The 25268-nt window shown below is 31.1% G+C and carries 31 protein-coding genes and 1 riboswitch; of the genes, 27 read left to right on the forward strand and 4 right to left on the reverse strand.

Going from position 1 to position 25268, the window contains the following annotated elements; translation table 11 throughout:
• Positions 1 to 16 precede the first annotated feature (16 nt).
• The 5 genes from AC5SL3_RS02165 (at position 17) to AC5SL3_RS02185 (ending at position 3828) form a co-directional block, all read left to right on the forward strand.
• A complete protein-coding gene (locus tag AC5SL3_RS02165; RefSeq protein WP_494578544.1) occupies positions 17 to 529 on the forward strand; it encodes a gamma carbonic anhydrase family protein in 513 nt (170 codons plus the stop codon).
• A 74-nt stretch (positions 530 to 603) separates the two neighbouring features.
• Positions 604 to 1707 (forward strand): dienelactone hydrolase family protein, encoded by a 1104-nt coding sequence (locus AC5SL3_RS02170; RefSeq protein ID WP_494578546.1) that lies wholly within the window; start codon positions 604 to 606, stop codon positions 1705 to 1707.
• 3 nt (positions 1708 to 1710) lie between these two features.
• Complete coding sequence (locus AC5SL3_RS02175; RefSeq protein ID WP_494578548.1) at positions 1711 to 2160, forward strand: hypothetical protein; 450 nt, start codon at positions 1711 to 1713, stop codon at positions 2158 to 2160.
• Between the two features lie 109 nt (positions 2161 to 2269).
• A complete protein-coding gene (locus tag AC5SL3_RS02180) occupies positions 2270 to 3151 on the forward strand; it encodes an inverse autotransporter beta domain-containing protein (protein ID WP_494578550.1) in 882 nt (293 codons plus the stop codon).
• Positions 3151 to 3828 (forward strand): hypothetical protein, encoded by a 678-nt coding sequence (locus AC5SL3_RS02185; RefSeq protein WP_494578552.1) that lies wholly within the window; start codon positions 3151 to 3153, stop codon positions 3826 to 3828. The genes AC5SL3_RS02180 and AC5SL3_RS02185 overlap by 1 nt, the downstream gene beginning before the upstream one ends.
• Before the next feature lie 85 nt (positions 3829 to 3913).
• Here AC5SL3_RS02185 and AC5SL3_RS02190 read toward each other — a convergent pair whose 3' ends face one another.
• Both AC5SL3_RS02190 and AC5SL3_RS02195 read right to left on the reverse strand, forming a co-directional pair.
• Positions 3914 to 4513 carry a flavin-binding protein gene (locus tag AC5SL3_RS02190; RefSeq protein WP_494578554.1) on the reverse strand — a complete coding sequence of 200 codons (600 nt, stop codon included), beginning with the start codon at positions 4511 to 4513 and terminating at the stop codon, positions 3914 to 3916.
• Positions 4514 to 4519: 6 nt separating this feature from the next.
• Positions 4520 to 5386 (reverse strand): NAD(P)-dependent oxidoreductase, encoded by an 867-nt coding sequence (locus AC5SL3_RS02195; RefSeq protein ID WP_494578556.1) that lies wholly within the window; start codon positions 5384 to 5386, stop codon positions 4520 to 4522.
• Between the two features lie 14 nt (positions 5387 to 5400).
• Between AC5SL3_RS02195 and AC5SL3_RS02200 the strand changes: the two genes are divergently transcribed.
• The 10 genes from AC5SL3_RS02200 (at position 5401) to AC5SL3_RS02245 (ending at position 14028) form a co-directional block, all read left to right on the forward strand.
• The gene (locus AC5SL3_RS02200; protein WP_494573836.1) at positions 5401 to 6609 is read left to right on the forward strand and encodes an MFS transporter; all 1209 of its coding nucleotides are present in this window, start codon (positions 5401 to 5403) and stop codon (positions 6607 to 6609) included.
• Positions 6610 to 6652: 43 nt separating this feature from the next.
• Positions 6653 to 7195: a DNA-directed RNA polymerase subunit omega gene (gene rpoZ / locus AC5SL3_RS02205; protein WP_494578558.1), complete on the forward strand. Its 543-nt coding sequence runs from the start codon at positions 6653 to 6655 to the stop codon at positions 7193 to 7195.
• Positions 7196 to 7217: 22 nt separating this feature from the next.
• A complete protein-coding gene (gene dusA / locus AC5SL3_RS02210; protein ID WP_018414250.1) occupies positions 7218 to 8210 on the forward strand; it encodes a tRNA dihydrouridine(20/20a) synthase DusA in 993 nt (330 codons plus the stop codon).
• 40 nt (positions 8211 to 8250) lie between these two features.
• Positions 8251 to 9036 (forward strand): sulfite exporter TauE/SafE family protein, encoded by a 786-nt coding sequence (locus tag AC5SL3_RS02215; protein WP_494578560.1) that lies wholly within the window; start codon positions 8251 to 8253, stop codon positions 9034 to 9036.
• Positions 9037 to 9038: 2 nt separating this feature from the next.
• A complete protein-coding gene (locus AC5SL3_RS02220; RefSeq protein WP_020169526.1) occupies positions 9039 to 9443 on the forward strand; it encodes an HIT domain-containing protein in 405 nt (134 codons plus the stop codon).
• 169 nt (positions 9444 to 9612) lie between these two features.
• Entirely contained in the window at positions 9613 to 11223 is a 1611-nt protein-coding gene (locus AC5SL3_RS02225; protein ID WP_494577190.1) for a SulP family inorganic anion transporter, read from the forward strand.
• Between the two features lies 1 nt (position 11224).
• Complete coding sequence (locus AC5SL3_RS02230) at positions 11225 to 11518, forward strand: hypothetical protein (RefSeq protein ID WP_494578562.1); 294 nt, start codon at positions 11225 to 11227, stop codon at positions 11516 to 11518.
• A complete protein-coding gene (locus AC5SL3_RS02235; protein ID WP_494578564.1) occupies positions 11515 to 12003 on the forward strand; it encodes a hypothetical protein in 489 nt (162 codons plus the stop codon). Before AC5SL3_RS02230 ends, AC5SL3_RS02235 begins: the two co-directional genes overlap by 4 nt.
• 17 nt (positions 12004 to 12020) lie before the next feature.
• Positions 12021 to 13421, forward strand: coding sequence for a Glu/Leu/Phe/Val family dehydrogenase (locus AC5SL3_RS02240; protein ID WP_494578565.1), 1401 nt, complete (start codon positions 12021 to 12023; stop codon positions 13419 to 13421).
• Between the two features lie 70 nt (positions 13422 to 13491).
• Positions 13492 to 14028 (forward strand): pentapeptide repeat-containing protein, encoded by a 537-nt coding sequence (locus tag AC5SL3_RS02245; RefSeq protein ID WP_494578567.1) that lies wholly within the window; start codon positions 13492 to 13494, stop codon positions 14026 to 14028.
• A gap of 14 nt (positions 14029 to 14042) precedes the next feature.
• Here AC5SL3_RS02245 and AC5SL3_RS02250 read toward each other — a convergent pair whose 3' ends face one another.
• Complete coding sequence (locus AC5SL3_RS02250; RefSeq protein WP_011282202.1) at positions 14043 to 14927, reverse strand: DMT family transporter; 885 nt, start codon at positions 14925 to 14927, stop codon at positions 14043 to 14045.
• Between the two features lie 78 nt (positions 14928 to 15005).
• Here AC5SL3_RS02250 and AC5SL3_RS02255 point away from each other — a divergent pair, with 78 nt between their 5' ends.
• From AC5SL3_RS02255 to AC5SL3_RS02270, 4 genes are read left to right on the forward strand one after another with little or no spacing between them, the layout of a single operon-like run.
• Positions 15006 to 15434, forward strand: coding sequence for a c-type cytochrome (locus AC5SL3_RS02255; protein ID WP_494578569.1), 429 nt, complete (start codon positions 15006 to 15008; stop codon positions 15432 to 15434).
• A 5-nt stretch (positions 15435 to 15439) separates the two neighbouring features.
• Positions 15440 to 15877, forward strand: coding sequence for a DUF4396 domain-containing protein (locus AC5SL3_RS02260; RefSeq protein ID WP_018414244.1), 438 nt, complete (start codon positions 15440 to 15442; stop codon positions 15875 to 15877).
• Positions 15878 to 15884: 7 nt separating this feature from the next.
• On the forward strand, positions 15885 to 16067 hold the full coding sequence (locus tag AC5SL3_RS02265; RefSeq protein WP_494578570.1) for a hypothetical protein: 183 nt from the start codon (positions 15885 to 15887) through the stop codon (positions 16065 to 16067).
• Positions 16064 to 16228: a hypothetical protein gene (locus AC5SL3_RS02270; RefSeq protein WP_020169523.1), complete on the forward strand. Its 165-nt coding sequence runs from the start codon at positions 16064 to 16066 to the stop codon at positions 16226 to 16228. Before AC5SL3_RS02265 ends, AC5SL3_RS02270 begins: the two co-directional genes overlap by 4 nt.
• Before the next feature lie 197 nt (positions 16229 to 16425).
• On the opposite strand, the gene AC5SL3_RS02275 is transcribed toward AC5SL3_RS02270, so the two are convergent.
• On the reverse strand, positions 16426 to 17391 hold the full coding sequence (locus AC5SL3_RS02275) for a hypothetical protein (protein ID WP_020169522.1): 966 nt from the start codon (positions 17389 to 17391) through the stop codon (positions 16426 to 16428).
• Positions 17392 to 17467: 76 nt separating this feature from the next.
• Here AC5SL3_RS02275 and AC5SL3_RS02280 point away from each other — a divergent pair, with 76 nt between their 5' ends.
• From AC5SL3_RS02280 to AC5SL3_RS02315, 8 genes are all read left to right on the forward strand, one after another.
• Positions 17468 to 18511: an ATP-binding protein gene (locus AC5SL3_RS02280; RefSeq protein ID WP_494578573.1), complete on the forward strand. Its 1044-nt coding sequence runs from the start codon at positions 17468 to 17470 to the stop codon at positions 18509 to 18511.
• A 111-nt stretch (positions 18512 to 18622) separates the two neighbouring features.
• Complete coding sequence (locus AC5SL3_RS02285) at positions 18623 to 19639, forward strand: substrate-binding domain-containing protein (RefSeq protein WP_494578574.1); 1017 nt, start codon at positions 18623 to 18625, stop codon at positions 19637 to 19639.
• Positions 19640 to 19756: 117 nt separating this feature from the next.
• Complete coding sequence (gene pstC, locus AC5SL3_RS02290; protein ID WP_494578576.1) at positions 19757 to 21160, forward strand: phosphate ABC transporter permease subunit PstC; 1404 nt, start codon at positions 19757 to 19759, stop codon at positions 21158 to 21160.
• Entirely contained in the window at positions 21153 to 22412 is a 1260-nt protein-coding gene (pstA, locus tag AC5SL3_RS02295; protein WP_494578578.1) for a phosphate ABC transporter permease PstA, read from the forward strand. The genes pstC and pstA overlap by 8 nt, the downstream gene beginning before the upstream one ends.
• A complete protein-coding gene (gene pstB / locus AC5SL3_RS02300) occupies positions 22412 to 23179 on the forward strand; it encodes a phosphate ABC transporter ATP-binding protein PstB (RefSeq protein ID WP_494578579.1) in 768 nt (255 codons plus the stop codon). The genes pstA and pstB overlap by 1 nt, the downstream gene beginning before the upstream one ends.
• A 2-nt stretch (positions 23180 to 23181) precedes the next feature.
• Positions 23182 to 23880: a phosphate signaling complex protein PhoU gene (gene phoU, locus AC5SL3_RS02305; RefSeq protein WP_494578580.1), complete on the forward strand. Its 699-nt coding sequence runs from the start codon at positions 23182 to 23184 to the stop codon at positions 23878 to 23880.
• Entirely contained in the window at positions 23880 to 24560 is a 681-nt protein-coding gene (gene phoB / locus AC5SL3_RS02310; RefSeq protein ID WP_494578582.1) for a phosphate regulon transcriptional regulator PhoB, read from the forward strand. The genes phoU and phoB overlap by 1 nt, the downstream gene beginning before the upstream one ends.
• A gap of 85 nt (positions 24561 to 24645) precedes the next feature.
• Positions 24646 to 24852 carry a DUF1737 domain-containing protein gene (locus AC5SL3_RS02315; RefSeq protein WP_006996714.1) on the forward strand — a complete coding sequence of 69 codons (207 nt, stop codon included), beginning with the start codon at positions 24646 to 24648 and terminating at the stop codon, positions 24850 to 24852.
• Between the two features lie 295 nt (positions 24853 to 25147).
• A riboswitch (SAM riboswitch) is annotated at positions 25148 to 25212 on the forward strand.
• The last annotated feature ends 56 nt before the right edge of the window (positions 25213 to 25268 follow it).

Consider the following 25268-nt stretch of genomic DNA (forward strand, 5'->3'; position numbering starts at 1 on the left):
TAATAATATATAAGTTATGTTTTATGATTTGGAAGATAAAAAAGTTAAAAATTTAGGTGATAATTGGTCTGCATCTAATGCATCTATTATTGGTGATGTAACTTTAGAAAAAAATACCAGCATTTGGTTTAACGTTACCTTAAGAGGGGATGTTGAAAATATTCATATCGGTGAAGGTTCCAATGTTCAAGATGGCAGTGTATTACATACCGATCCTGGTTACCCATTAAAAATTGGTAAAGATGTAACTATTGGTCATTTAGTAATGTTGCATGGTTGCACCATTGAAGATAATTCTTTAATTGGAATTGGTGCTGTTATTTTAAATGGAGCAAAGATTGGAAAAAATTGCATCATAGGAGCTAATGCTTTGATCACAGAAAACAAAGTCATCCCTGATAATTCTTTAGTTGTTGGATCCCCAGGTAAAATTGTAAGACAAGTCTCAACTGAAGAGGTAAAGTTAATTACTGAAAATGCAATTCATTACCAAGATAATTGGAAAAAATATTCTAAATCAGTATTTTAAAACTCAAAATAGGTTTTTGTTTATTAGACATTTGAGTTTTAAATAGTTAACTTATATTGGGTTTTTTATAATTTATGAAAAAAATATTTTTAATTTTAATTGTAATTTTATTTTCATCATCTGCTTTTGCAGATCATGATAAATACAAATGCTCTAAAAAAGAATCTATTTTATATGGTGCAGATAAAGTTTTAAAAGATGGGGAGATAATCGCATTGCCTTCTTACACAACAATGGGTTTGTATAACGTTTTAAATGAAAAGTATTTGTTGAACCCAGTAACTGTAACAGGATATTTAGCTTTTCCAAAAGGTACTAATAAAGCTCCTGTAGTGATTATGACTCATGGAAGCGGAGGTGCTGGATCATTATTTACTAATCCTTATTATGTTAAAGCGCGTAAAAATCTTCTAGAGGCTGGGATTGGAGTAATGTTGATTGATAGCTTTTGTAATAGAGGCACAAAAGATACATGGAGAGATCAATCTAAGGCGACGATGGTTAGTCAAGCAATAGATACTATGATGGCTTATCAATTTATAAAATCTCATCCAAGATCAAATGGAAAAATTGGAACTAATGGTCACTCAAGAGGTGGTACGAATTCTTTACTTGTTGCAGATGTAAAATTTACATCAAAATTTTTAGAGGGATCAAATGGATTTGATGCAATACTTCCAGAGGCTGCAGAGTGCAGAATGGCTGGATTGTTTAAAAATGCTGAACTTACAAAGAATACAAAAATGCTTTATGTCCACGGTGAAGATGATGATTTAACTTTAGCAAAGCCATGTGAAGAATATGTTAAAAATATTCTGGCTAAAGAAGGACAAATTGAAATTGATATTAAATCAGGCTGGGGTCATGATTGGCATTCACCATATAAACCTCAAAAAGTTAAGGCAATGGTTATGCCTACATGTCCTGCAAATTACGTTGATGATAATGGTGTTGTTATGGGCAAACTTGCTGACCTAGGTTTAAATAAGTATAAACTTTTTAATAGTTGGGAGGAGTACGGTGAAGCTGCTGCCACAGAACCTAAAAAAACTTTTAAAAAAATGTTTAAAATTTTAAAAGGTGAAAAATGTTTAAAAAGAGGAGCTCATGTTGGAGGAAATCATGGTGATGAATATATGCCTCAATTTATAAATTTCTTTAAGAAAAATCTTTTATAAATCATGGTTAAAGGGATAGACAATGAATTATTATATTTTATTGTTTCTCATCATATTAACCATTTTCTAAATGTAAAAAAGATGGTGAAACATGATTATGAAAGTCACATGATCTTGTCAGTAGTATATACACATTTTCTCTATCAAACTATCACTTCAGGAAAGTCACTTAGTTGGACTGAAGTTTTTGATGAGACAGAGACTGAAGATCACAAGATATTAATGAAAGATAAAAAATTGACAATCTTTGCAGTTGCAGAAAATCTATCCATGCCTCAAGAAACGGTTAGGAGGAAATTAGAAAAATTAATTAAAAAAAAATTATTAGATTATTCTAAATCAGAAGGGCTAAGTTTAGGTAAAAAATTTAAGGAAACGATTGAACCATTAGGAAAAATAGACACTGAAGATTGTTTAAAACTATATAAAAAATTCACTAATCAACTTAAATAAGACTTAAAAAAAAGTATCACCCTCAAAAAGTAAAGTTTTTTCAACAAAAAAAACCTATTTTGAGTTATAAAATATTTGTTTTTTAAGTTATTTAAATTAAGCAATGATAATGAAAGTTTTAGTAATAATATTATCACTATTTATCACAACTGTAGCTAATGCTAATGAGTTGGAGAACACACTTAATAAAGTGTATGACAAGGGTTCAGATGCTGCAGAGAATTATATTAGTAATCTTTTAGACGGCCCAGGAGACACAGAAGTTTCAATAGGAACAAAAAGAAATAATAAGCCAACAGGCTCTATTATGATTGTTAGACCAATGAGCGTGGAAGAAGATAGTGTTCTTTTCTATCAGGCACAGCTTAATAGCTATCATGTATTTGGTGATGATAGGCAATCTATAAATTATGGAATTGGTAAAAGATTTCTTTCAGATGATAAGAGTACTTTTTGGGGAATAAATACTTTTCTAGATTTAGATATCGAAACCAATAGTAGACTAGGTTTTGGTACAGAATTTAGAGCTTCAGCTTTTGATATCAATGGAAATTATTATTTAGATGCACAAGGTGGAGGAAATAAAGTTGGCAATAATACAGAAAGAGTTTTAGATGGATATGATTTAAATATTACGGGACAAGTTCCATATACGCCTTGGGCTCATATTACTTTCAATGACTATGAATGGAAAAAAGAAAAAGGGTCAGAAAATTCAAAGGGGAGTATTTATACGGCAACAATGGATTTATCTAATAATTTAACTATTGAAATTGGAAGAGACGATAATAATTTAACAAATTACAGTAATTTTGCAAAACTTATATACGTTGCTGGATCAAAAAAAAGACCTAATGCGGAGGATGGATTTTCAAGTGAAGCATTTCAAAATTCAGATGTTAGTAAAGATATGTTAACAAAAGTAAAAAGAAGCAACATAATAACTCTAGAAGTTGAAAGTAGTGGAGTAGTATTGGTAAACGGAAACTAATGAAAAAAATATTTTTAATTTTATTATTTACTTTTTTAATTCTTAATAAGGGTTATGCAGCTACCGCAACTGGAGAAGCAACAGAATATGAGATTACTATGAAAAAAGTTGAATTATGTTCGGATGCTACTTGCACCACACCTATCACTGTTGGTGAAAGAGATATGGCAGCTGATATTGCAGCAGCAGATGCTGGTGCTACTGTTGGAAATTATGCCTCAACTGCAGGAATACCTAGTGGAACTTATTCACACATTAGAATTACAATTTCTAGAACAATTCAAATTACAGGTACAGTCGTAATTTCTGGTTCAAGCTCTTGCTTCACTGACGGAGGAACAGATAACGTGGCTGATAATTTATTGGTAACAACAGCAACTGCTGCATCATCAACAGCAATGTATCTTGTAAATGATGATAAATATGAGGTTGGTACTGGTACTACTGACTCTGAAAATATTACCATAGGATACACAAATCCTACATACGCATCTTCAATGAGTGTATCAGGTGATAACGCAGTCATGATTTATGAATTAACTGAGCCTTATACTAGATTATTAAAAGCTCCTGTAATTAAAGTAGCGTTTAACACAGAAAATGCAGTTGGATGTGAAGACACAACAACAGACGTTATGTGGATTGAAGAGCCTTACGTTTCTATAACAATTCAGTAATTTATTTTAATAAATCTTGTAATTTATTTTCTTTTTCTAAAGCCCTAACATCATCTACATTTGGAGATGTGAAGACTTCTTTTTACTAAGGAACTAACCAACAATCTTTATTATTTTCTAAATCAAACTTAGCACGACGGTGACCTTTGGCTGCTAAATAAAGCCACTCCATGCTTTTAATTTTACATTGAATAACAGTAAAGTTTTTATATCCAACTTCACTTTGCTCCATCGTAAATTCAAAATTATCCAGTTCAGGCTTTAGTCCTGAAGTAGGGGTTTTGGATAATGTTCCTGGTCCGTTATCTACTAAATAACACTTTCTACTCATATGACCTGTTTTTAACCAAGACTGTTTTGTAATGTCATTTTCATGATTAATGGTGCATTCAACTTTAAGTCTAACTTGGATCTTTTCTTCCTTGTCATAAAAAAGCATTGCTGCGTTTTTATTTGATTTTAATTTAGCAATTTTATTAGATCTAATATCACTATGGTATTGGACAAGATTATTTGTTTCATCTGATTTTCTAAGAACTACAATTCTTCCATCAAAGTCATCTTGACCACCACAAATAAATACAGGAATTCTAAAAGGAGACCCTCTATCCTTGACAGCATTGTCCAACATTGACCAGATCTTATTTTTGATCTCTTCAAAATCTTCGTAGTATGCTGGTTGCATTATGGCTTATTTACTAAGTCTTCTAATCAAACTAGAAGTATCCCAACGTTTTCCACCCATCTCTTGAACTTCACCGTAATACTTATCAACGATTTCAGTTACTGGTAGTAGTGAGCCATTATTTTTAGCTTCATCCATTGCAATTTTTAAATCTTTTCTCATCCAATCAACTGCAAAACCAAATTCAAATTGATCATCAATCATTGTTTTGTATCTGTTTTCCATTTGCCAAGATTGAGCAGCACCTTTAGATATAACCTCAATTACATCTTCCATATTTAATCCAGCTTTTTTGCCAAAGTTAATTGCTTCTGATAAACCTTGAACTAAACCTGCAATACAGATTTGGTTAACCATTTTTGCTAATTGGCCATTACCAGCACCACCTAATAATTTCATTTTTTTGCTATAGCAATCAATAATGTCTTTTGCTTTATCAAAGTCAGCTTGTTCGCCACCTATCATTACCGTTAGTGCACCATTTTCAGCACCAGCTTGACCACCTGATACCGGTGCATCTAAAAATCCCCAACCATGTGCTTTAGATGATTTATATAATTTTCGTGCAATTTCAGCTGAAGCAGTAGTGTTATCAATATGAATAGCTCCCTTTTTAATTGTGTTATATATTCCGTCTTTACCAATTGTAACATCTGATAAATCATTATCATTACCAACGCAGGTAAATATAAAATCTGCACCTTCTGCAGCTTTTGCAGGAGTATCTGCTTTTGACCCTTTATATTCAGCAACCCATTTATCAGCTTTTGCAGCTGTTCTATTATAAACAGTTACATTGTGACCTGCTTTTGATATATATCCTGCCATTGGATAACCCATGACACCTAAACCTATAAATGCAACATTGCTCATAATTTCTATTTCCTATGTTTAAAAGTTTGAATTTTAAAGTAATTTTATTTGGTTTTATATTTACATTTTTTTCAAGCTTTGGACAGAGTTTTTTTCTAGGACTGTTTAATTCAAGCATAAGAGACGCGCTTTCTATCACGCATGGTCAGTTTGGATCTATCTATGCATCTGCTACTCTATTAAGTAGTTTTATACTTGTTTGGGTTGGTAAAAAAATAGATGACTTTAATATTTTAAAATTTGCATCTTATGTCATTGCGTTACTAGCGATCTCTTGTTTTTTATTTTCTAAAATTTCATCAGTCGCTTTCTTATTTTTATCAATTTTCTTAATGAGGTTATCAGGTCAAGGACTAATGTCTCACACTGCAACCACAACAATATCAAGATTTTTTGAAAAGACTAGGGGACGTGCATTAAGCACAACTTGGCTTGGTTTATCGTTAGCTGAATTTATTTTACCCTTATTAATTATTTTTTTATTAACTTTTGTTGATTGGAGAAATATTTGGATAGCTATATCAATTTCAGTTATTATCATTTTACCTATTGTCATTGTTGCATTAGTTAAAAATGTTAAATTAGATTCAAGAGAAGCATCTAGTGCTACAAATATTAAAACTAAAGATATAAAACAATGGACGAGAGGTGAAGTTTTAAAAGATTATCGCTTTTATATTATATGTTTAAGCATGTTAGCGATGCCTTGGATTGCAACGGGTACATTTGTTTATCAATCTTTTATAGTGTCATCTAAAGGTTGGGGACCTTATGTTATTGCCCAATCCTTTATGGTGTATTCAATTTTATCAGTGATTACTTTATTTTTAACAGGCTTTTTAATTGATAAGTTTAGTAGTCGAAAATTAATAATTTATATGAACATTCCTTTATTAGTTGCAACGTTTGTGCTTTATTATTTTAACTCACCAATTTCATCATTTGTATTTTTAGGTTTAATTGGAATTTCAAATGGTTTAGCAAATGTTCTAGGTTCTGCTACTTGGGCTGAGATTTATGGAGTAAGATATATTGGTTCCATTAAAGCATTAACCACAGCGTTAATGGTATTTTCAACTGCATTTGGTACAGCACTCTTTGGAATTTTGATTGATAATAGCCTTTCCATTGAGCAAATTGCTCTTGTTTCAGGATCTTATATTTTAATAGCAATATTGTTGTTATTCCTTGTAAAGAACAAGCTTAATCCTGATTATTTATAGAATTATCCTTGATTTTTTTTTAACTACTGTATAGATACTGCGCATGGCTAGAGTAACAGTAGAAGATTGCATAGATAAAGTAGAAAGTCCTTACGAATTAGTTTTAGTTGCTAAAGAAAGAGCAGTTCAATTAAACTCAGGTTTAGAACCAACTTTAGATAGAGATAATGACAAAAACACAGTTATATCTTTAAGAGAAATTGCAGCAGAAACTATTAAAGTTTCAGACTTAACAGATAGCGCTATTCACAAACTTAGAAAACACGTTGAGCAAGTTGACGATGGTACTGATGATGATGAAATTATTGGTGATGATTTTGAAAGTATGTACAAAGGTGAAATTTCTAAAAGTGGAACTCCTATTTTACCATCTAAAAGAGCTAGAAAAATTCCAGAAAAAATTCAAGTATCCTCTGATGATTTAGAAGAATTAACTGCAAAGGCAGAGCCAGAAGTTGACGTTGATGCAGAGTTAGAAGTGGGAGATGAAGAGACAGCAGTTTCTTTAGATCAAATAGCTGAAGCTGAAACAGAAGCTGAAACAACTGAAGAAAACTCTGACGATTCAGAGACTACAAATAGCTAAAAAAATAATATAAAAGTTTAGTATGAACAGGAAAGTATCCGTTGCACCTATGATGGATTGCACTGATCGTCATGAACGTTTTTTTTTAAGACTGATTAGTAAAAATACATTGCTCTATAGTGAGATGGTTGTCTCTGAAGCTATTCATCGAGGGGATAAAAAAAAACTATTAGAATTTAATATAAATGAAAAACCAATAGCCCTTCAAATTGGTGGATCATCTCCAACTTTACTTGCAGAGGCTACTAAAGCAGGTGAAGACTTTGGTTATGATGAGATAAATTTAAACCTTGGTTGCCCTTCAAAAAAAGTTGAGAAAAATAAATTTGGGGCATGCTTGATGAAAGAACCAAATTTAGTTGCAGACTGCTTAAGTAAAATGCAATCGGTTACAAAGTTGCCGGTCACGATTAAAACAAGAATTGGTTACGATGACACTGAGGATTATGAAAATTTACATCATTTTATTTCAACTTTAAAAAGCACTGGTGTTAAAACTTTCATCATTCATGCAAGAAAAGCTATTCTTGGAAAATTTACTCCTAAACAAAATCTAAACATCCCTCCTTTAAAGTATGATTTTGTCTACAGATTAAAAAAAGATTTCCCTAATGAAGAAATTATTATCAATGGTGGAATTACCACAACTGATCAAATGAAAGATCACTTAGATAAAGTTGATGGAGTTATGATCGGACGTGCTGCTTACCATACTCCTTATTTATTAGCTGATATTGAAAGAGATATATTTAATAATGAAAATGTACCAAGTCGACAAGATGTAATTGAACAGTTGCTACCGTACGTTAGAGAAGAAATAAAAAAAGGAACACGTTTAAATCAAATTATGAGACATACACTTGGATTATTTCATGGTCAAACAGGATCTAGCTTTTGGAAAAGGTATTTAAGCGAAAATATGTGTGTTAGAGATGCCGATGTTAAAAAGATTGATCACATCATGGATAAGATTAAATATAACAATGTCGACACGTCGGTAAGTCAATCTGCTTAGTTCTCTTTTATCTAACGAGTACATATACTTTAGCCTACTAATGGCCTTAACCGCTATTCCTGTGGGATTTGTTGCAGGTTTATTTGGTATTGGCGGTGGATTAATTACAGTTCCATTTTTGTTTTATATTTTTAATTCTTTAGGGATTGATCAACAATATGTCATGCACCTTGCAGTTGGAACATCGTTTGCAATCATAATACCAACCTCAACTGTCTCAGTTTTAACTCATCATAAATTTAAAGCAGTTGATTTTGATATAGTTAAAAGCTATGGAATATTTGTAGTGCTTGGTGTTATTTTTGGAACAATTTTTGCAGCAACTCTTAAAACTAAAACTTTAGTTCTTTTCTTTGCAATCGTAATATTTTTATTAAGTATTTATCTTTTATTATTAAAAGAGAAGGAAAAAAATATAACTCTTAAAATTAAACTTCATTTGAAAATTATTTTAGGATTTTTAGTAGGTTTTATCTCGGCACCCATGGGTATTGGAGGGGCTGTTATGAATGTTCCAATTCTAAAGTTTTTTGGTTACTCAATTAATAGAGCTATAGGTAGCGCTGCGGCTATTGGTTTTTTAATAGCATTATTTGGTGCAATCGGATTTTTGATAACTGGCAGTTATTTAAAAACAAATATTCCATTAAGTATTGGTTTTTTAAATATTCCAGCTTTTTTAATTTTTATACCGATTACAACCTTTATGGCTAGAATTGGTGCAAGAACAGTTCATGCAATTGATAAGAATAGAATTAGTAAATATTTTGGAATATTTTTACTTATCATTGCTGCAAAATTTTTATATGAATATTTCAAACTGTAGTTATGGCAAATAAAGTAAGTAAAAGTTTTCTAAAAGATTCTCATTTAATAACTGAATTAAAATTATGCAGTATTCGTTTAATTGATAATGCTAAATTTCCTTGGATCATTTTAATTCCAAAGCGAAAAAATATAACTGATATCTCAGAACTTAATTCAAAAGATCAAATGTTATTAATGAAAGAAATTGTTCATTGCAGCAAGTTAATGAAAAAAATTTTTAAAACAAAAAAACTTAATGTTGAAAAAATTGGCAACATTGTTCCCCAATTACACATTCATATTATTGCAAGATCTACTAAAGATAGTACCTGGCCACTTTCAGTTTGGGTAGTAAAGGGGAAACCTTATTCAAAAGTTTTATTAGCAAAAACTATTTCAAAAATTAAAAAGTTTTTTAAGGATTAAAGGGTAAGGACAGAGGTAGTTTTAGTCTCCCGCCACTACCTCTTAATCATTATGTATATGATTCGTCTCAAATTTGTTAACACGTATTAATTGAAACTAGACTTTATCAACTGCTTGCTTTACTAAATAGATAACACGCCTACTTATAAATAATTAAAATTTAAACACATTGATTAAAACCACACTCTCATCATTTGCTAAATCTATTGGCTTTAACTCACAAAATTATATTCCAAAGGAAGGGGCATCCTTTTCTTTATTTAGAATTGAAGTTTTATCTGGTTTAACAGTTGCTTTAGCGTTAGTCCCTGAAGCTATTGCCTTTGCTTTTGTTGCAGGAGTTGCACCCTTATCAGGACTTTATGCAGCTTTTATTGTTGGTTTAATTACTGCTGTGTTTGGTGGAAGACCTGGAATGATTTCAGGAGCAACTGGTGCTTTAGCTGTTGTTATGGTGTCCCTTGTTATGGATCACGGTGCACAATATTTGTTTGCAACCGTAGTTTTAATGGGAATTTTACAATTATTAGCGGGTGTCTTTAAGCTTGGAAAATTTATTAGAATGGTACCACAACCAGTAATGTTAGGTTTTGTTAATGGCCTTGCAATTGTTATTGGTATTTCACAACTTAGTCAGTTTAAAACTCTTAATGCAATGGGGCAATTAGAATGGATTTCAGGAAACACTTTATATTATTCAGTAGGGTTCGTTGTTTTAACCATGTTAATCATTTGGTTATTACCAAAGATTACTAAAGCGGTTCCAGCAACACTCGCTGCAATTTTGGTTACTTCAATTTTAGTTTTAGCATTAAAGATTGATATTCCAAGTGTTGGAGATCTTGCAAGTGTTAAAGGAGGATTACCAATATTTTCAATTCCAAGTGTTCCTTTAAACTTTGAAACTTTAAAGATCATTTTCCCTTATGCATTTATATTGTCAGCCATTGGCTTAATTGAAAGCCTGTTAACTCTTAACTTAGTTGGTGAAATTACCAATAAAAGAGGTGGGGCTAGTCAGGAATGCTTAGCACAAGGCTTTGCAAATACAGTTACTGGTTTTTTTGGGGGTATGGGTGGATGTGCGATGATCGGTCAATCCATGATTAATGTAAAATCAGGTGGTAGAACAAGAATTGCAGGAATAGCTGCAGCATTATTTCTATTAATTTTTATTTTATATACATCAAACTATATTGAGATGATCCCAATTGCAGCACTTGTTGGTGTAATGTTTATGGTAGTGATTGGAACCTTTGCTTGGAACTCATTAAAGATATTATTTTTTGTACCAAAGAGTGATGCGTTAGTAATTGTCCTTGTAACTGTTGTAACTGTTTTAGAGGATTTAGCTGTTGCTGTAATTGTCGGAGTAATTGTATCAGCATTAGTTTTTGCCTGGAAATCTGCATCAAGAATTAGAGCCATAGAGAGACCATCTGTTAGAGAAAAAGGTGCTAAGGTTTATGAAATAGAAGGACCATTATTTTTTAGTTCAACGGATAGCTTTTTAGAATTATTTAAACCAGAAGAAGATCCTGAAGTAATTATTATAGATTTTGCAGGATCAAAAGTAATTGATCAATCAGCATTAAAAGCCATTGAAGACATTGCTGACAAATATAATAGTTTTGGAAAAAAAGTTAAATTAAGACATTTAACTAAAGATTGTCATAGATTATTAAGTAGAGCAGGCCAATTAGTAGTTGATAGTGATGATGATCCTGATTACGGAATTGCAGTTGATTATGATGTTAAATTAGGTATTTTTGGCAGATAAGATGAGCAAAGAGATTAAAACAGATGATGTTATTTTCAATTTCTTCAAGCAAGTTTGTGATGAGAAAGATGATGTTAAATGTGTTGAACTTGGTAATGATTGGATTAGTGCCATGGAAACCAATCTTACTAACATGGAAAAAAATCTAGAAGAAACAGATAAAGTTAAATACCAAGAAAGTATTAATAGTAATAAACAACAGCTTGATAGTCTTAAAGGCAAAACCGCTAGTGAATGGCGTGAATACGCAACTCAGTGTATGATCGAGATCTTAGATCATAAAACTAAATCGTGAATTTCTTTAAAAGATTATTTTCAAGTAGCAATTTAGAACTAGAAATCAATGATGGTGGTAGAGCTGCGGCTGGATATAAAGGTAAAGCTGGAGACTGTGTAGTTAGATCTATTGCAATTGTAACAAATCTTCCTTATCAAAAAATTTATGATGATCTTTATAAGGCAAATGAAGAATTTAGAACTACATCAAGAACAAAACTTGCTAGAAGTTTAAAACAAAAAAATGATAGCCCAAGATCAGGCACTCATAGGGTGGTGGTTAAAAAATATCTTGAAAAACTTGGGTGGCAGTGGACGCCGACAATGTTTATTGGACAGGGTTGTAAAGTTCATTTAAAAAAAGATGAACTTCCAAGTGGGACGTTAATTGTATCTTGCTCAAAACACATAACTGTTGTTAAAGAGGGTGTCTTGCATGATACATATGATTGTTCAAGACGGGGCACACGTTGTGTTTATGGTTATTGGAAAAAAATAAATTAAAGATATAATAATTATTAATGAGCTTTAAAGATAACGTTAATTTACATGTAGATAAATCAGCTAAATTACTAAATTTTAGTGATGATTTACTTGAACATTTAAAATCTATTCATTCATTAATTAAAGTAAATGTAGGTGTTGTCCTAGACGGTAAAATTAATAATTTTACTGGATGGAGAGCCGTTCACTCAGAGCACATTCTTCCTACTAAAGGTGGGCTAAGATATTCAGAAACGGTTGATCAAGATGATACAGAAGCTCTAGCATCTTTGATGACTTACAAATGTGCAATAGTTAATATTCCTTTTGGAGGTGCTAAAGGGGGTTTAAAGATTAACCCTAAGAATTACACCATGCCCCAACTTAGAGAAATTACTAAAGCGTTTGCTAGTAAACTAATTAATAAAGGTTTTATTTCTCCAGCATTAAATGTTCCAGCTCCAGATGTTGGAACGTCTGAAAGAGAAATGGAATGGATTTTAGAGACTTATAAAACACTTAAACCAGATGATATAAATTATAGAGGTTGCGTAACAGGTAAACCCTTACACAGAGGAGGTATTGCTGGCAGAACTGAGGCTACCGGTAGAGGTATTGAAGAAGTAGTTAGAGAAATATTTAGGCATGAAGATGTTGTTAAAGAAGCAAGATTGAAAAATGAATTAAAGGATAATGAAATTATAGTTCAAGGTTTTGGTAATGTTGGAAGTAATTTAGCCAAACATTTATATAATAGAGATAATGCAAAGATTATAGCCATAGGAGAGTTTGATGGTTATTTATATAATAAAAAAGGCATTGATATAAATGCACTAATTGAATTTTATAAGACAAATAAAACTATCAATAATCCTAAACTTGGAAAATTTAAAAACAATCCAAGTGAACTTTTAGAATTAGATTGTGATATTTTAATTCCAGCTGCATTAGAAAATGCAATCACCATTGATAATGTAGATAAAATTAAAACGAAATTAATAATTGAGGCTGCTAATGGACCCATTTCATTTGAGGCGGATCAAAAATTATTTGAAAAAGGCGTTATGATTATTCCTGATATCTATGTCAATGCAGGGGGTGTTGTGGTTTCTTATTTTGAGTGGGTAAAAGATATTTCTCATATACGTTTTGGTAGAGTTGAAAAAAGATTTCAAGAACAAAAAATATTAGACATTATTGATTTGATAGATAAAAAAACTAATACTAAAACTGATTTTGATACTATTAAAAAAATTATTCATGGAGCGGACGAAGAAGATTTAGCTTTTTCAGGTCTAGAAGACAGTATGAGAAATGCATTTATTGAAATTTATAATGCTAAAAAACAAATTAAAAAATCATTTAGAGATAGCGCTTATTATGTATCTCTAAAGAAGATAAGAAATTTTTATACAGTAGAAGGCTTTCCTAAACGATAAATAGTGGCTTAATTTTACCTATAATTAAATTAATAGAAGACTCTCAATCTATGATTTGTTAGCATTTGACATGATAAAATTAATAAGAGCAGGCTTTATAAGCAAGCTTTTTGCCATTTTAGTTCTAAGTTTATGGTTATCTAATGGTGCTAAAGCAGGTTGTGATGATGCACCAGTTGATGGAGTGGATTATTCTAATTGTCAATTCTCAGAAGGCCAAGATCTAAGTAGAGCCTATATACCAAACTCTAATCTATCTTTTATTAGTTTTATTAAAGTTACCTTTGATAAAGGGGTAATGATGAATGCAACATTAGCTAATGGTAATTTTGTAGAATCTTCTTTTATTAGAACGAATTTATATGAAGCAAATCTTGAAGGGGGTATTTTTGAGAAAGCTAACTTTTCAAGTGCTAATTTAACAAGAGTAAACTTTAAAGGAGCTTCATTAATTGAGACTAACTTTACTAACAGTAATCTTTTTGAAGCAGATTTAATGGGTGCTAATATTTTAAATGCTACTTTTGAAGGCGCTAATCTTAATAACGCAGTTTGGATTGATGGAACTAAATGTTTACTAGGTTCTATTGGTAAATGTAATAAATAAAAAATTCTTAAGAATTATTTTATTGGTTTAATTTTTTGATTAATAACGAGCACTGCTCCAATTATTAAAATAGGTAAACCTATTATTAAATCTTGTTGCCATTCTAAGTTTTCAAATATTGTTGAGATTAATAAAGCAAGTACAGGCATTACAACTCCTACATAACCCGCTCGACCAGCTCCAACTTTTTCTAATAATCTTAAGTAAAAGATAAAAGCAAATATCGAGCCAATAATAGATAGATAAGCAAGGGATGCGATGTAACTGAAGCTATATTCAAATAATAATTCAGTGCCTTTTATCTGAGTGATTAATAGAGTAACTAATGATCCATAAAGCATTGAATACGCAAGTGTTGGTATTAATGAGAAGTTATTATTTAAGTTTCTTTGGTGAACCATGTTACCTGTTGATGCACTAAATGTACCAAGTAAGGCTAAAAATAATCCAACATGGGTTCCATTAGCAAAGCTGAAATTGAAAATCTCATCATTGAAAATAATTATAATTCCAATCATTCCAATAGTTGCACCAAGTAAAGTTTTTAAAGAAGGTTTCTTTTTAAAGTAAAAGCCTTCTCCTAAAATATTCATAATAACCACCGTTGAAAAGACAACTGCTGGAAATGCGCTTATTAAATAAGTGTTTGATAGATAAAAGAAAACGTAATTTAAAGAGTAAAGACAAACACCAAAGAGTAAAAACCAAAGATGTTGATTTAAAGAAAACTTAAGATTTTTCTTCTTATAAATTAAATAAACAAAAATAACTATTGCAGCTATCAAAAATCTATAAAACACCGATACTAATGGATCAACGTAACCCAATTGAAACTTGATGACATACCAAGTAGGGGACCAGCAAAAAAGTGTGACAATAAATAAGAAAAAATTGTTCATTATTAAGGACTATAATCAATCAGTCTTAAAAAAATATAAGATTAATCTAACAATTTTTAATATATAAATTTAATAGTTATGAAAAAAATACTTCTAATTTTAACTCTACTTATATCATTAAGCAGCATTTCTTATTCTGATAATCATTATCCAATCACGAGAGATTCTGAATTAATGATTGCTAGAGGTAAAATTGCCTACCAAAATAATTGTGCAAGCTGTCATCAAGTTAATTTATCAGGTGCTGAAAATTGGAAGGGCGTTGATGAAGACGGCCATAGAAAAGCGCCGCCTTTAAATGGTACAGGTCACACTTGGCATCATGATGATGAGACATTACATAAAATTATTAAATATGGTTTAGTTGGAATAATTAGTGACTATGAAGGAAAAATGGGTGCCTTTGGAGATAAATTAAATGACAAAGATATAGATTCAGTTTTAGCCTACATTAAAAGTTTTTGGCCAGATGATTATTACAAACATCAAATAAATTTAAGTAAATAAATTAAATGGCAACAGACACATTTCATTGGTCGTGTAAACACACGTGGCGAAAAAGTGCTAAGAATACGATGTGGTGTGTTATCGGCTGTGCAATTGGTGACTTTGGAACCATACTATTTTTTCAATTAAGTAAAATTCCTTTTCCAGTATTGGGCATTATGACTTTAGCAATCATAAATGGTTTATTAACTAGCATTATGCTTGAAACTTTTATTTTAATGAGACAAAATTTTAAATTAATTAATGCTTTAAAGACCGCCTGTGGAATGAGTTTCATCTCAATGGTTAGTATGGAAATTTCTATGAACGCTACAGATTATTTTTTAACTGGTGGAGCGATGCTAACTTGGTGGGTGGTACCTATTATGTTAACTGCGGGATTTTTAACACCATGGCCTTATAATTATTGGAGACTTAAAAAATTCAATCAAGCCTGTCATTAAATATTAAATGGTTACAACTTCTGAAATTATATTAGCAATTATTATTGTTGCCTTATCTGTTGTTATGCCTATCTATTATTATTACCAAAGGAAGAAAAACCCTAAGCAAGATAATAAAGCTCAAGATAACCCTGAGATTAAAAATTATATTGATAGAATTAATGAAATTACCCGCAAAAAACATAAATGAAAAAACGTTTATCAGGGTGCAGTGAGTGTGGAGATGATACAGCCATCTTAACACAAGTAAGCTCAGGACCAGAGGTGATCTTACTTTGCACAGATTGCTATAATCTTAAACATTCAAACGAAACACAAAACCAAATCAGTTATGAAGAAGAAAAAAGCTAAAAAATTAAAGACTAAAAAATCTGCACCTAATTTCTACGGTCTTGGTAAATTTAATTACCTTATCTTTAAATTTCTCTGTTCACGGTTTAAGCTTAAATAGCTAATACTTGAATTGCTCAGCTTAGATTAAATTATTAAGCCCTAAGCAATAAATTAAATGCTTAGAGCTAATAATTACAATGTTATGTCTTACTTCCTTAAAACCAATTGTTAGGAATAATGATGTAGTGAATTGCAAGTACAATTGCAACTGACACCGTCAATCCTATAGTCATTTTAAGAAAGTCTTTACCAATTAGTGGAAACACATATTTGAATTTATAATCACTATTCATTGATGCGATTGCTAATTCTCTTCCACACAATAGTCCAACAAACACCCAAGTTGTTGACATTGGTAAGTCATTAAGTTCTTTAAAATAATAAAGAACCGCAGCATAAATAATATTGATTATGGTTGCTGATCTTGCGTACCTTGTGCCAGTTTTCTCTAAGACAACCTTTTGAATAGTTCCACCATGAATGTAGAAGATATAAAAAAGTAGTGCTGTAAAGTAAGCTAGTACAATTAATAATAAGTTAACATCAATTTGTCTTGGAAGATAAACTGCAATGTTAGCTACATCATGAGATAACCAAACCCACCATAACCAAGCAGAAGTTACCCAAACAGAGTTACGCCAAAAGCCAATCCATTTGTCTTCAACTTCATCTAGTTTTTCATTAATAAATTTTGAAATAACGACCCAGCAAATATAAGCAGCCGTTGCAGCTAAACCATAGCCGACAACACTTTTCATAAGCATCTTCTCAAGCACCACCGTTGATGCAAAAGCTGATAAAACTAAGAAGGTTGTTGAAACAGGTATTCCAACTCTTGTTAATACAAGAAGTATTCCTGGTGCCACAGCGTGGTACCATTGTATTTCTTGGAAAGGTATTCTTGTCAATCTACCGTAAGAGATATCTCCATTATTACTGTACCAGCCCCAAGTAATAGCAAGTATCATTACAAATGATGCTGCACTAGCAAGAGTGTACCATTTAAACCATTTTTGTTTTGACGCGATAAAAGTTCCCAATGTTTGAATTGAGTCATTTGCAATAACACTGTACCCCGCTAAAGCAAAGCCGACGATTGTATAAAACAATGTAAGAGTCATTAAAACTTTCTATATAATTAATTATTAATTACAAATTTATTTTTAGAGTTATAATACTACCTCTGGTTTTAAAATTATGAGCTCTGATATTAAAATAAAAGATCAAAAAATGATATTCCTTGATGAGATGATGGATCAGGTTATTTCTCTTGATAAATTTAAAAATGTTTTTTTTGCAAACAAAAGTGCAATTGCTAGATTTGGTAACGATATTGTTGAAAAAAATATTTCGTTAATTCTAAGAGATGCTAAATTATTAGAAAGTATAGATCTTGCAATTGAAAAGCAAAGTTCACAAATTTTAGATGTAGAAATTAAACTACCTGTTTTCCAATTTTATAAAGCAAATATTATTCCCATACCTTTAAGTGAAATTAAGGATGGACAGTCCGTAATAATATTTTTAAAAGATTTAACTGAAATATACAAGACCCAACAATTTAAATCAGATTTTGTAGCCAATGTTTCTCATGAGTTAAGAACACCGCTGCAGTCAATTAAATTAGGATTGGAGACCATAAATGAAGGTCATGCTGCAAAAGATTTTGAAGTTCAAAAGCAGTTTCTACCTATTATGCTTCAACAAAGTGAACGAATGGAAAGTTTGATTAATGATTTGCTTTCATTATCAAAAATTGAATTACAAGAACATGTTCGACCCACTATTGAAGTAGACTTAAAAGAAATAATCAATCATGTCATTAAATTAAATTTAGAATTGATTAAGAAAAAAAAGATAAAAATAGAAAGCAATATTGAAGACGATGTTTACAAAATGTTAGGTGACAGAAGTAGGTTGATAGAAATTTTTACTAATTTAATTGATAATGCTTGCAAGTATAGCGATAGTGATACTGTCATTAAAATATCTTTAGTTAATAAAAAAAATACTTTTTTATTTTCCATTAAAGACCAGGGTGTAGGAATTCCTAAAAAATATATATCACGAATCACTGAGCGTTTTTTCAGAGTAGATCCTGCAAGAAGTAAAGATGGAGGAGGAACAGGTTTAGGTTTAGCTATTGTTAAACATATAGTAAATCAACATCGTGCAACTATGGATATTATTAGTACAGATGGAAAAGGTACTGAATTTACTATTGAATTTCCAAAAGCCTAAAATTTATAATAATAAAACATCATTGTCATAAAAGTTTCATAAACTTGTAATAAAATTGAAACAAAGAAATTCTAAATTAGCAAATATAAATAAACAAAGGAAAAAATAGAAATGAAAAATGTTAAATTAATCTTATCAATCTTGACAGTTTTGATGTTTTCATCAAATGCCCAAGCAAGAGATCAAATCAAAATAGTAGGATCGTCTACAGTATATCCATATGCGACAGTAGTTGCTGAAAATTTTGGTAAAACTGGAAAATTTAAAACACCTGTAATTGAAAGTACTGGAACAGGTGGTGGAATGAAATTATTTTGTGCCGGTGTTGGTGTTAATCATCCCGATATCACTAACGCATCAAGAGCTATAAAATCTAAAGAAATTGATTTATGTGTTAAAAATGGAGTAACTGAAATTATTGAAGTTATTGTTGGTAATGATGGTATTTCATTTGCACAGTCAGCAAATTCTCCAGATTCAAATTTTACTAAAGAACAATTATGGAGAGCTTTAGCGAATGAAGTAGATGTAGATGGAAAATTAGTTGCAAATCCATACAAACAATGGAGTGACATTGATCCATCACTTCCTTCTAAAAAGATAGAAATTCTTATTGCTCCACCAACATCAGGTACGAGAGATGCTTGGAATTCATTAGTAATGGGCAAAGGTTGTTCTAAAGAGGCAAAAGCACTTTTTGGTGATAAAGCTAGTAGCGAATGTACTAAAATGAGAGAAGATGGTTATGCAGTTGAAGCGGGTGAAAATGATACTTTAATTATACAAAAACTCGTATCTAACCCAGATGCATATGGCTTTTTTGGTTTTAGCTATTTAGTTGGTAACAAAGATAAGGTAAAAGCTGCTGCAATCGAAGGAGTTAAACCTAGTCTTGAAGGTATTCAAGATTACTCATATCCAATAGCTAGACCTTTATTCTTTTATGTAAAAAAAGCACATATTGGAGTGGTTCCAGGTATTGGCGAATTTTTAAAAGATTTTACTTCAAAAAAAGCAATGGGTGAAAGAGGTTATTTGGCTGAGATCGGTTTAGTACCTTTAGCAAAAGAAAAATATGATGCAGTTAGATTATCTGCTGTTGAATTAAAGACTATTAAGACTAATTAATTAAAGTTTCTTAAATTAAAATAAAGGCCAGAATTAACTTCTGGCTTTTTTTATTGATACAATTTGTGGTTTAAAATTGTAACAAAACTGTAACATTAAAATCATAATATCTTGGCAATGAATATTATAATTTTATTGTTAGTTACAATTTTTAGTTATGTTTCATTTTTGTATGGCCGATCAAGAATTAAAGAAATAACATCCACTCAATCTATTAAGATTAATGCACTGCCAAATTATTATGGTTATTATCTGGCCTTATGGTGTGCCATACCGGCTTTAGTTATATTATTATTGTGGTCCATATTTGAACCAACCATTATTAAATTTTTAATTTCACAAACTTTAATTCAAAACAACCTAGCTAATTATTCAGCAGATGAAGTTAATTTAATTTATCAAAAAATTAGATCTTTGTATGAAGGAAATTTCTCAGGAACTTTAACTGAAGAAATTAAGTTAGGTGTTAAAAACTACAAATCTTTTTACAGAATTGCACAAAATTCAAAAATTGTTTTATTATTATCAACTTTTATCATAACCATCTCATACGGAATTATTAGAATTTCAAAAAATAATAAAGCAAGACACGATGTTGAAAAAATTTTAACAGGATTACTTTTTGCTTGTTCATTAGTTGCAATCCTAACCACGATGGGAATTATTTTTTCCCTATTATTTGAAAGTATTAAATTTTTTACTGCAATTAATATTTTTGATTTTTTATTTGGAATGTCTTGGAGCCCGCAAAGAGCCTTTGTTAGTGACGCCTCGGCAATTACAGCTTTAGAGTATGAAAATTTAAAAGGAGCTTTTGGTTCTGTGCCATTATTTGCTGGAACTGCTTTTATAGCTTTAATTGCAATGTGCGTAGCAGTGCCAATTGGATTATTTTCAGGAATTTATATGGCAGAGTACGCAAGTTCAAAAGTTAGAAAATATTCTAAACCAATCATTGAAATTCTTGCTGGAATTCCAACAGTAGTTTATGGATTTTTTGCAGCACTTACGGTTGGTCCTTTTTTTAGAGAGTTTGGTGAAAAACTTGGTCTTGAAGTTTCATCTGAAAGTGCTCTTGCAGCAGGGTTAGTCATGGGTGTGATGATTATTCCTTACGTTTCTTCTTTATCAGACGATGTAATTAATGCCGTTCCTCAATCTTTAAGAGATGGATCTTATGCAATTGGTGCAACAAAATCAGAAACTATTAAAAAAGTTGTCATACCAGCAGCTTTACCTGGAATTGTTGGTTCAGTTTTACTGGCAGTTTCAAGAGCTATTGGTGAAACTATGATTGTTGTTATGGCGGCAGGATTAGCAGCAAACTTAACCATTAACCCACTTGAGTCGACCACAACAATCACCACTCAAATAGTAATGTTATTAGTTGGTGACCAAGAGTTTGATAGTCCAAAAACTCAATCTGCATTTGCATTAGGTTTAACCCTTTTTTTTGCAACACTAATTCTAAACTACATCGCTTTAAGATTTGTTAAAAAATACAGAGAAAAATATGAATAAAGAACAGCGATTAAAAAAAAGACATAATGCGGAAAAGCGATTTAGGCTTTATGGCTTAGCTTCTATTTTGCTTGCGATTTTTTTTGTATTCTTTTTATTAAACGCTATCTTTTCAAAGGGCAGTGGTGCTTTTTTAAAAACAACAATCGATGTTGAGGTAAATTTTGATGCAGACACCTTAGAATTAAGTCAACAGTCTACTAAAGACGATTTAGAAAATGCAGATTATTATGATCTATCTATAGATAATATTCTTAATGTAAAATCAGTTGATGGTTTAGATGAAGAAAAATCATTAATTAATTTATTTAGCCCAGATTATGAATACGAAATTAGAGCTTTCTTAATTAACAATCCAAGTTTTATAAACCAAACAAAAGTTTTGAAATTAACAGCTTCTGATGATTTTGATCAATTACACAAAGGTAATTATCCAAGACATCTTCCAGAAGAGAGAAGAAGAATTAGTGATTTTCAATTAAATCTTTATGATGAATTAGTTAATGAAGGTAAAGTTGATAAAATATTTAACTCATATTTATTTACCAAAGGAGATTCTAGAAATCCAGAATTAGCGGGTATTGGAGGTGCATTGGTTGGTTCTTTTTTTACTATTGTAATAACTTTATTATTATCTTTTCCAATCGCTATTGCAGCTTCTATTTATTTAGAAGAGTTTGCTCCAAAAAATAAAATTACTGATTTTATAGAAATTAATATTAATAACTTAGCAGCAGTACCTTCAATTGTTTTTGGATTGTTAGGTTTGGGTATTTTACTTGCTACATTCAATTTACCAAGATCAACTCCATTAGTTGCGGGGATTACTTTAGCGTTAATGACTTTACCAAGAATTATTATTCCATGTAGAGCATCACTAAAAGCTGTACCTCCTTCAATAAGAGAGGGGGCTCTTGCAATTGGTGCCTCTAAAGTTCAATCTGTTATGCATCATGTGGTACCTCTTGCAATTCCTGGAACTTTGTCAGGAACTATTATTGGATTAGCGCAAGCTTTAGGAGAAACAGCACCTTTGATATTGATTGGTATGGTCGCTTTTGTAGTTGATATTCCATCAATTCCAACAGATCCATCGGCATCATTACCAGTACAAGTTTATTTATGGTCAGAACAAGCAGAAAGAGGGTTTGTAGAAAAAACTTCAGCAACCATAATGGTTCTTTTAAGTTTTTTGATTACGTTAAATTTTATAGCAGTTTATTTAAGACAAAAATTTGAAAGGAAGTGGTAATGACAGATAGTAAAATAAAAATTAAAAGCAGTAATTTAAATGTGCATTATGGAGAAAAACAAGCGCTCTTTGATGTAGATTTGGATATCTATGACAAAGAAGTTACAGCTTTAATCGGTCCTTCTGGATGTGGAAAATCAACCTTCATAAGATGCATAAACAGAATGAATGATGTTATTGATATTTGTAAAGTTGAAGGATCAATTACAATAGATGATGAAGAGATCATTGACAAAAATCTGGATGTTGTAGGACTTCGAGAGAAAATTGGTATGGTTTTTCAAAAACCCAATCCTTTTCCAAAAAGTATTTATGATAATATTTCTTATGGACCAACCATTCATGGTTTAGCAGAAAATAAAACAGATATGGATGAAATTGTTGAGAATAGTTTAAAAAAAGCAGCTTTATGGAACGAAGTTAAAGACAGGTTAAATGAAGCAGGCACAGGTTTATCTGGAGGTCAGCAGCAAAGATTATGTATTGCAAGAGCCATATCAGTAAATCCTCAAGTTATTTTAATGGATGAACCATGCTCAGCACTAGATCCTATTGCCACTGCTAAAATTGAAGAATTAATTGATGAACTTAAAAAAAGTTATACAATAGTCATTGTTACTCATTCAATGTCCCAAGCTGTAAGAGTTTCTCAAAGAACTGGCTTTTTCCATTTAGGAAAAATAATTGAAGTGGATACAACAGAGAAAATATTTAAAAACCCTGGAAATAAAATGACCCAGGATTATATTACAGGGAGGTTTGGTTAATCATGTCAGATATTACACATATTGTTAAATCCTACGAGGATGAATTACAAAGTTTAAATGATAACTTAATTAAAATGGGTAGCTTAGTTGAAAGTCAACTCTCAGACTCAATGGAAGCTATTATCAAAGTTGATAAAGATGCCGCAGATAAAATAATTAAAAATGATGAAAAAATTAATGAGTTAAGAGCAATCATTGAAGAACAAATCGTAACCGTACTTGTTAAACGAGCTCCAATGGCAATTGATCTAAGGTTAACTATTTCAACATTAAAAATTTCAAGTGATCTTGAGCGTATTGGTGATTTAGCAAAAAGTGTGGCTAAAAAAATAAAACCATTACCACATAATCTTCCTGAAGAATTAGTTACTAGTTTAAAAAGATTAGGTAGTTTGGTTCAAACACAATTAAAAGATGTTTTAGACGCTTACCTTAACCAGTCAAAAACAGATGCGATTAAGATTTGGAAAACCGATGAAAAAGTTGATGATTTAACCCATATCGCAATGAACGAAGTTGCAAAATTTTTAAGTGAAGATAAAAAAAATCTAGATCTTGCAACGCACTTACTGTTTGTAACTAAAAATATTGAAAGAGTGGGGGATCACATCACTAATATTGCTGAAGCTATATTTTATCTGATTGAAGGTGAGCATATAGAAGGTGCAAGACCTAAAGGTAAAGATTTTGATCCAAACTAATGAGTATTAGTATTCATATCGTTGAAGATGAACAACCCATTATCACTCTTGTTAAATATAATCTTGAAAAAGAAGGTTATAAGGTTTCTTTTTCAGACAATGGCAATGACGGTATTGAAGAAATTAAAAGAATATTACCTGATCTTGTTTTATTAGATTGGATGTTACCCGATTTCTCGGGTGTAGAAATTTGTAAAATTTTAAAAAAAGAAAAAAAATTTAAAGAAATTCCAATCATAATGCTTACTGCTAAGGGTGAGGATGAAGATAAGATTAAAGGGTTAAACTCTGGTGCAGATGATTACATCACCAAACCCTTTAGTTTCCCAGAATTACTTGCAAGAATAAAAGCGCTACTTCGAAGATCTAAGCCCTCATTAGTTTCTGATATTGTTGAATTCGAAGACCTTAAGGTGGATAGATTAACACGACGTGTTTTTAGAAAAAACAAAGAAATTCATTTGGGACCCAAGGAATATGATTTAATCAATTTTTTTATTAAAAACCCTAAACGTGTTTACTCAAGAGATCAAATTCTAGAGAATGTTTGGTCTGATAATATCAATGTTGAAACAAGAACAGTTGATGTTCATATAAGAAGACTTAGACAAAGTATTAATATTGATGGATTTAAAGAATTAATTAGAACCGTAAGATCAGCTGGCTATTCATTAAATTAGTAATGACTGTAGAAGCATAAAGACTTAAAATAATAATAATAAACTGAACATAGACACATGATTTAGGACTTGTTAAGGTCTGATTATGAAAGGTTATAGATTTATTACAAGTGACGACACTTCAGAATTTTGCCATCGTGTAACGGAGGCCATATCCAATGGATGGAAATTGTATGGTGAACCCAAAATGACCTTTGATAAAAAAAGAGGGGTCATGCGTTGTGCTCAAGCAGTTATAAAAAATTCACCTCAGAAAAAGTATTCAAAAAAGATGAAGCTATCATCGATATAAATGGCAGATCAGATATTACCCTTTGTTTATATGCTAGGGATACTCTTATTAGTACTCCCAGCTTTTCTACAATCTAATTCTAAATTAAAGCAGTTTTTAACTAATCTTAGTATTTGGATTGTCATTATTCTCATAATTTTAACTATTATTTATTTTTTCAATTGACAGTTTGAGAGAAAGTTGATTATATTTAGGTGCGCTGATTTAAGTTAAATTGCAGAGCGCGTTATAAATCCTGCTAAAGCGACGCTTCAACCACCGCTTTAGACAGGTGGTTTTTTTTTATCTTTCATAAAATTAAACCGGGCAGTTGAACCATATTGTGCGCCCTGCATTTGCTTAAGCACTAAAAAGGAGAAAAGAGGCCTATGAATATAACCTCTTATTATTTTGTGACCTTTTTTCTCCAAAACAAG

The sequence above is a fragment of the Candidatus Pelagibacter sp. PS_34 genome, assembly GCF_059417845.1.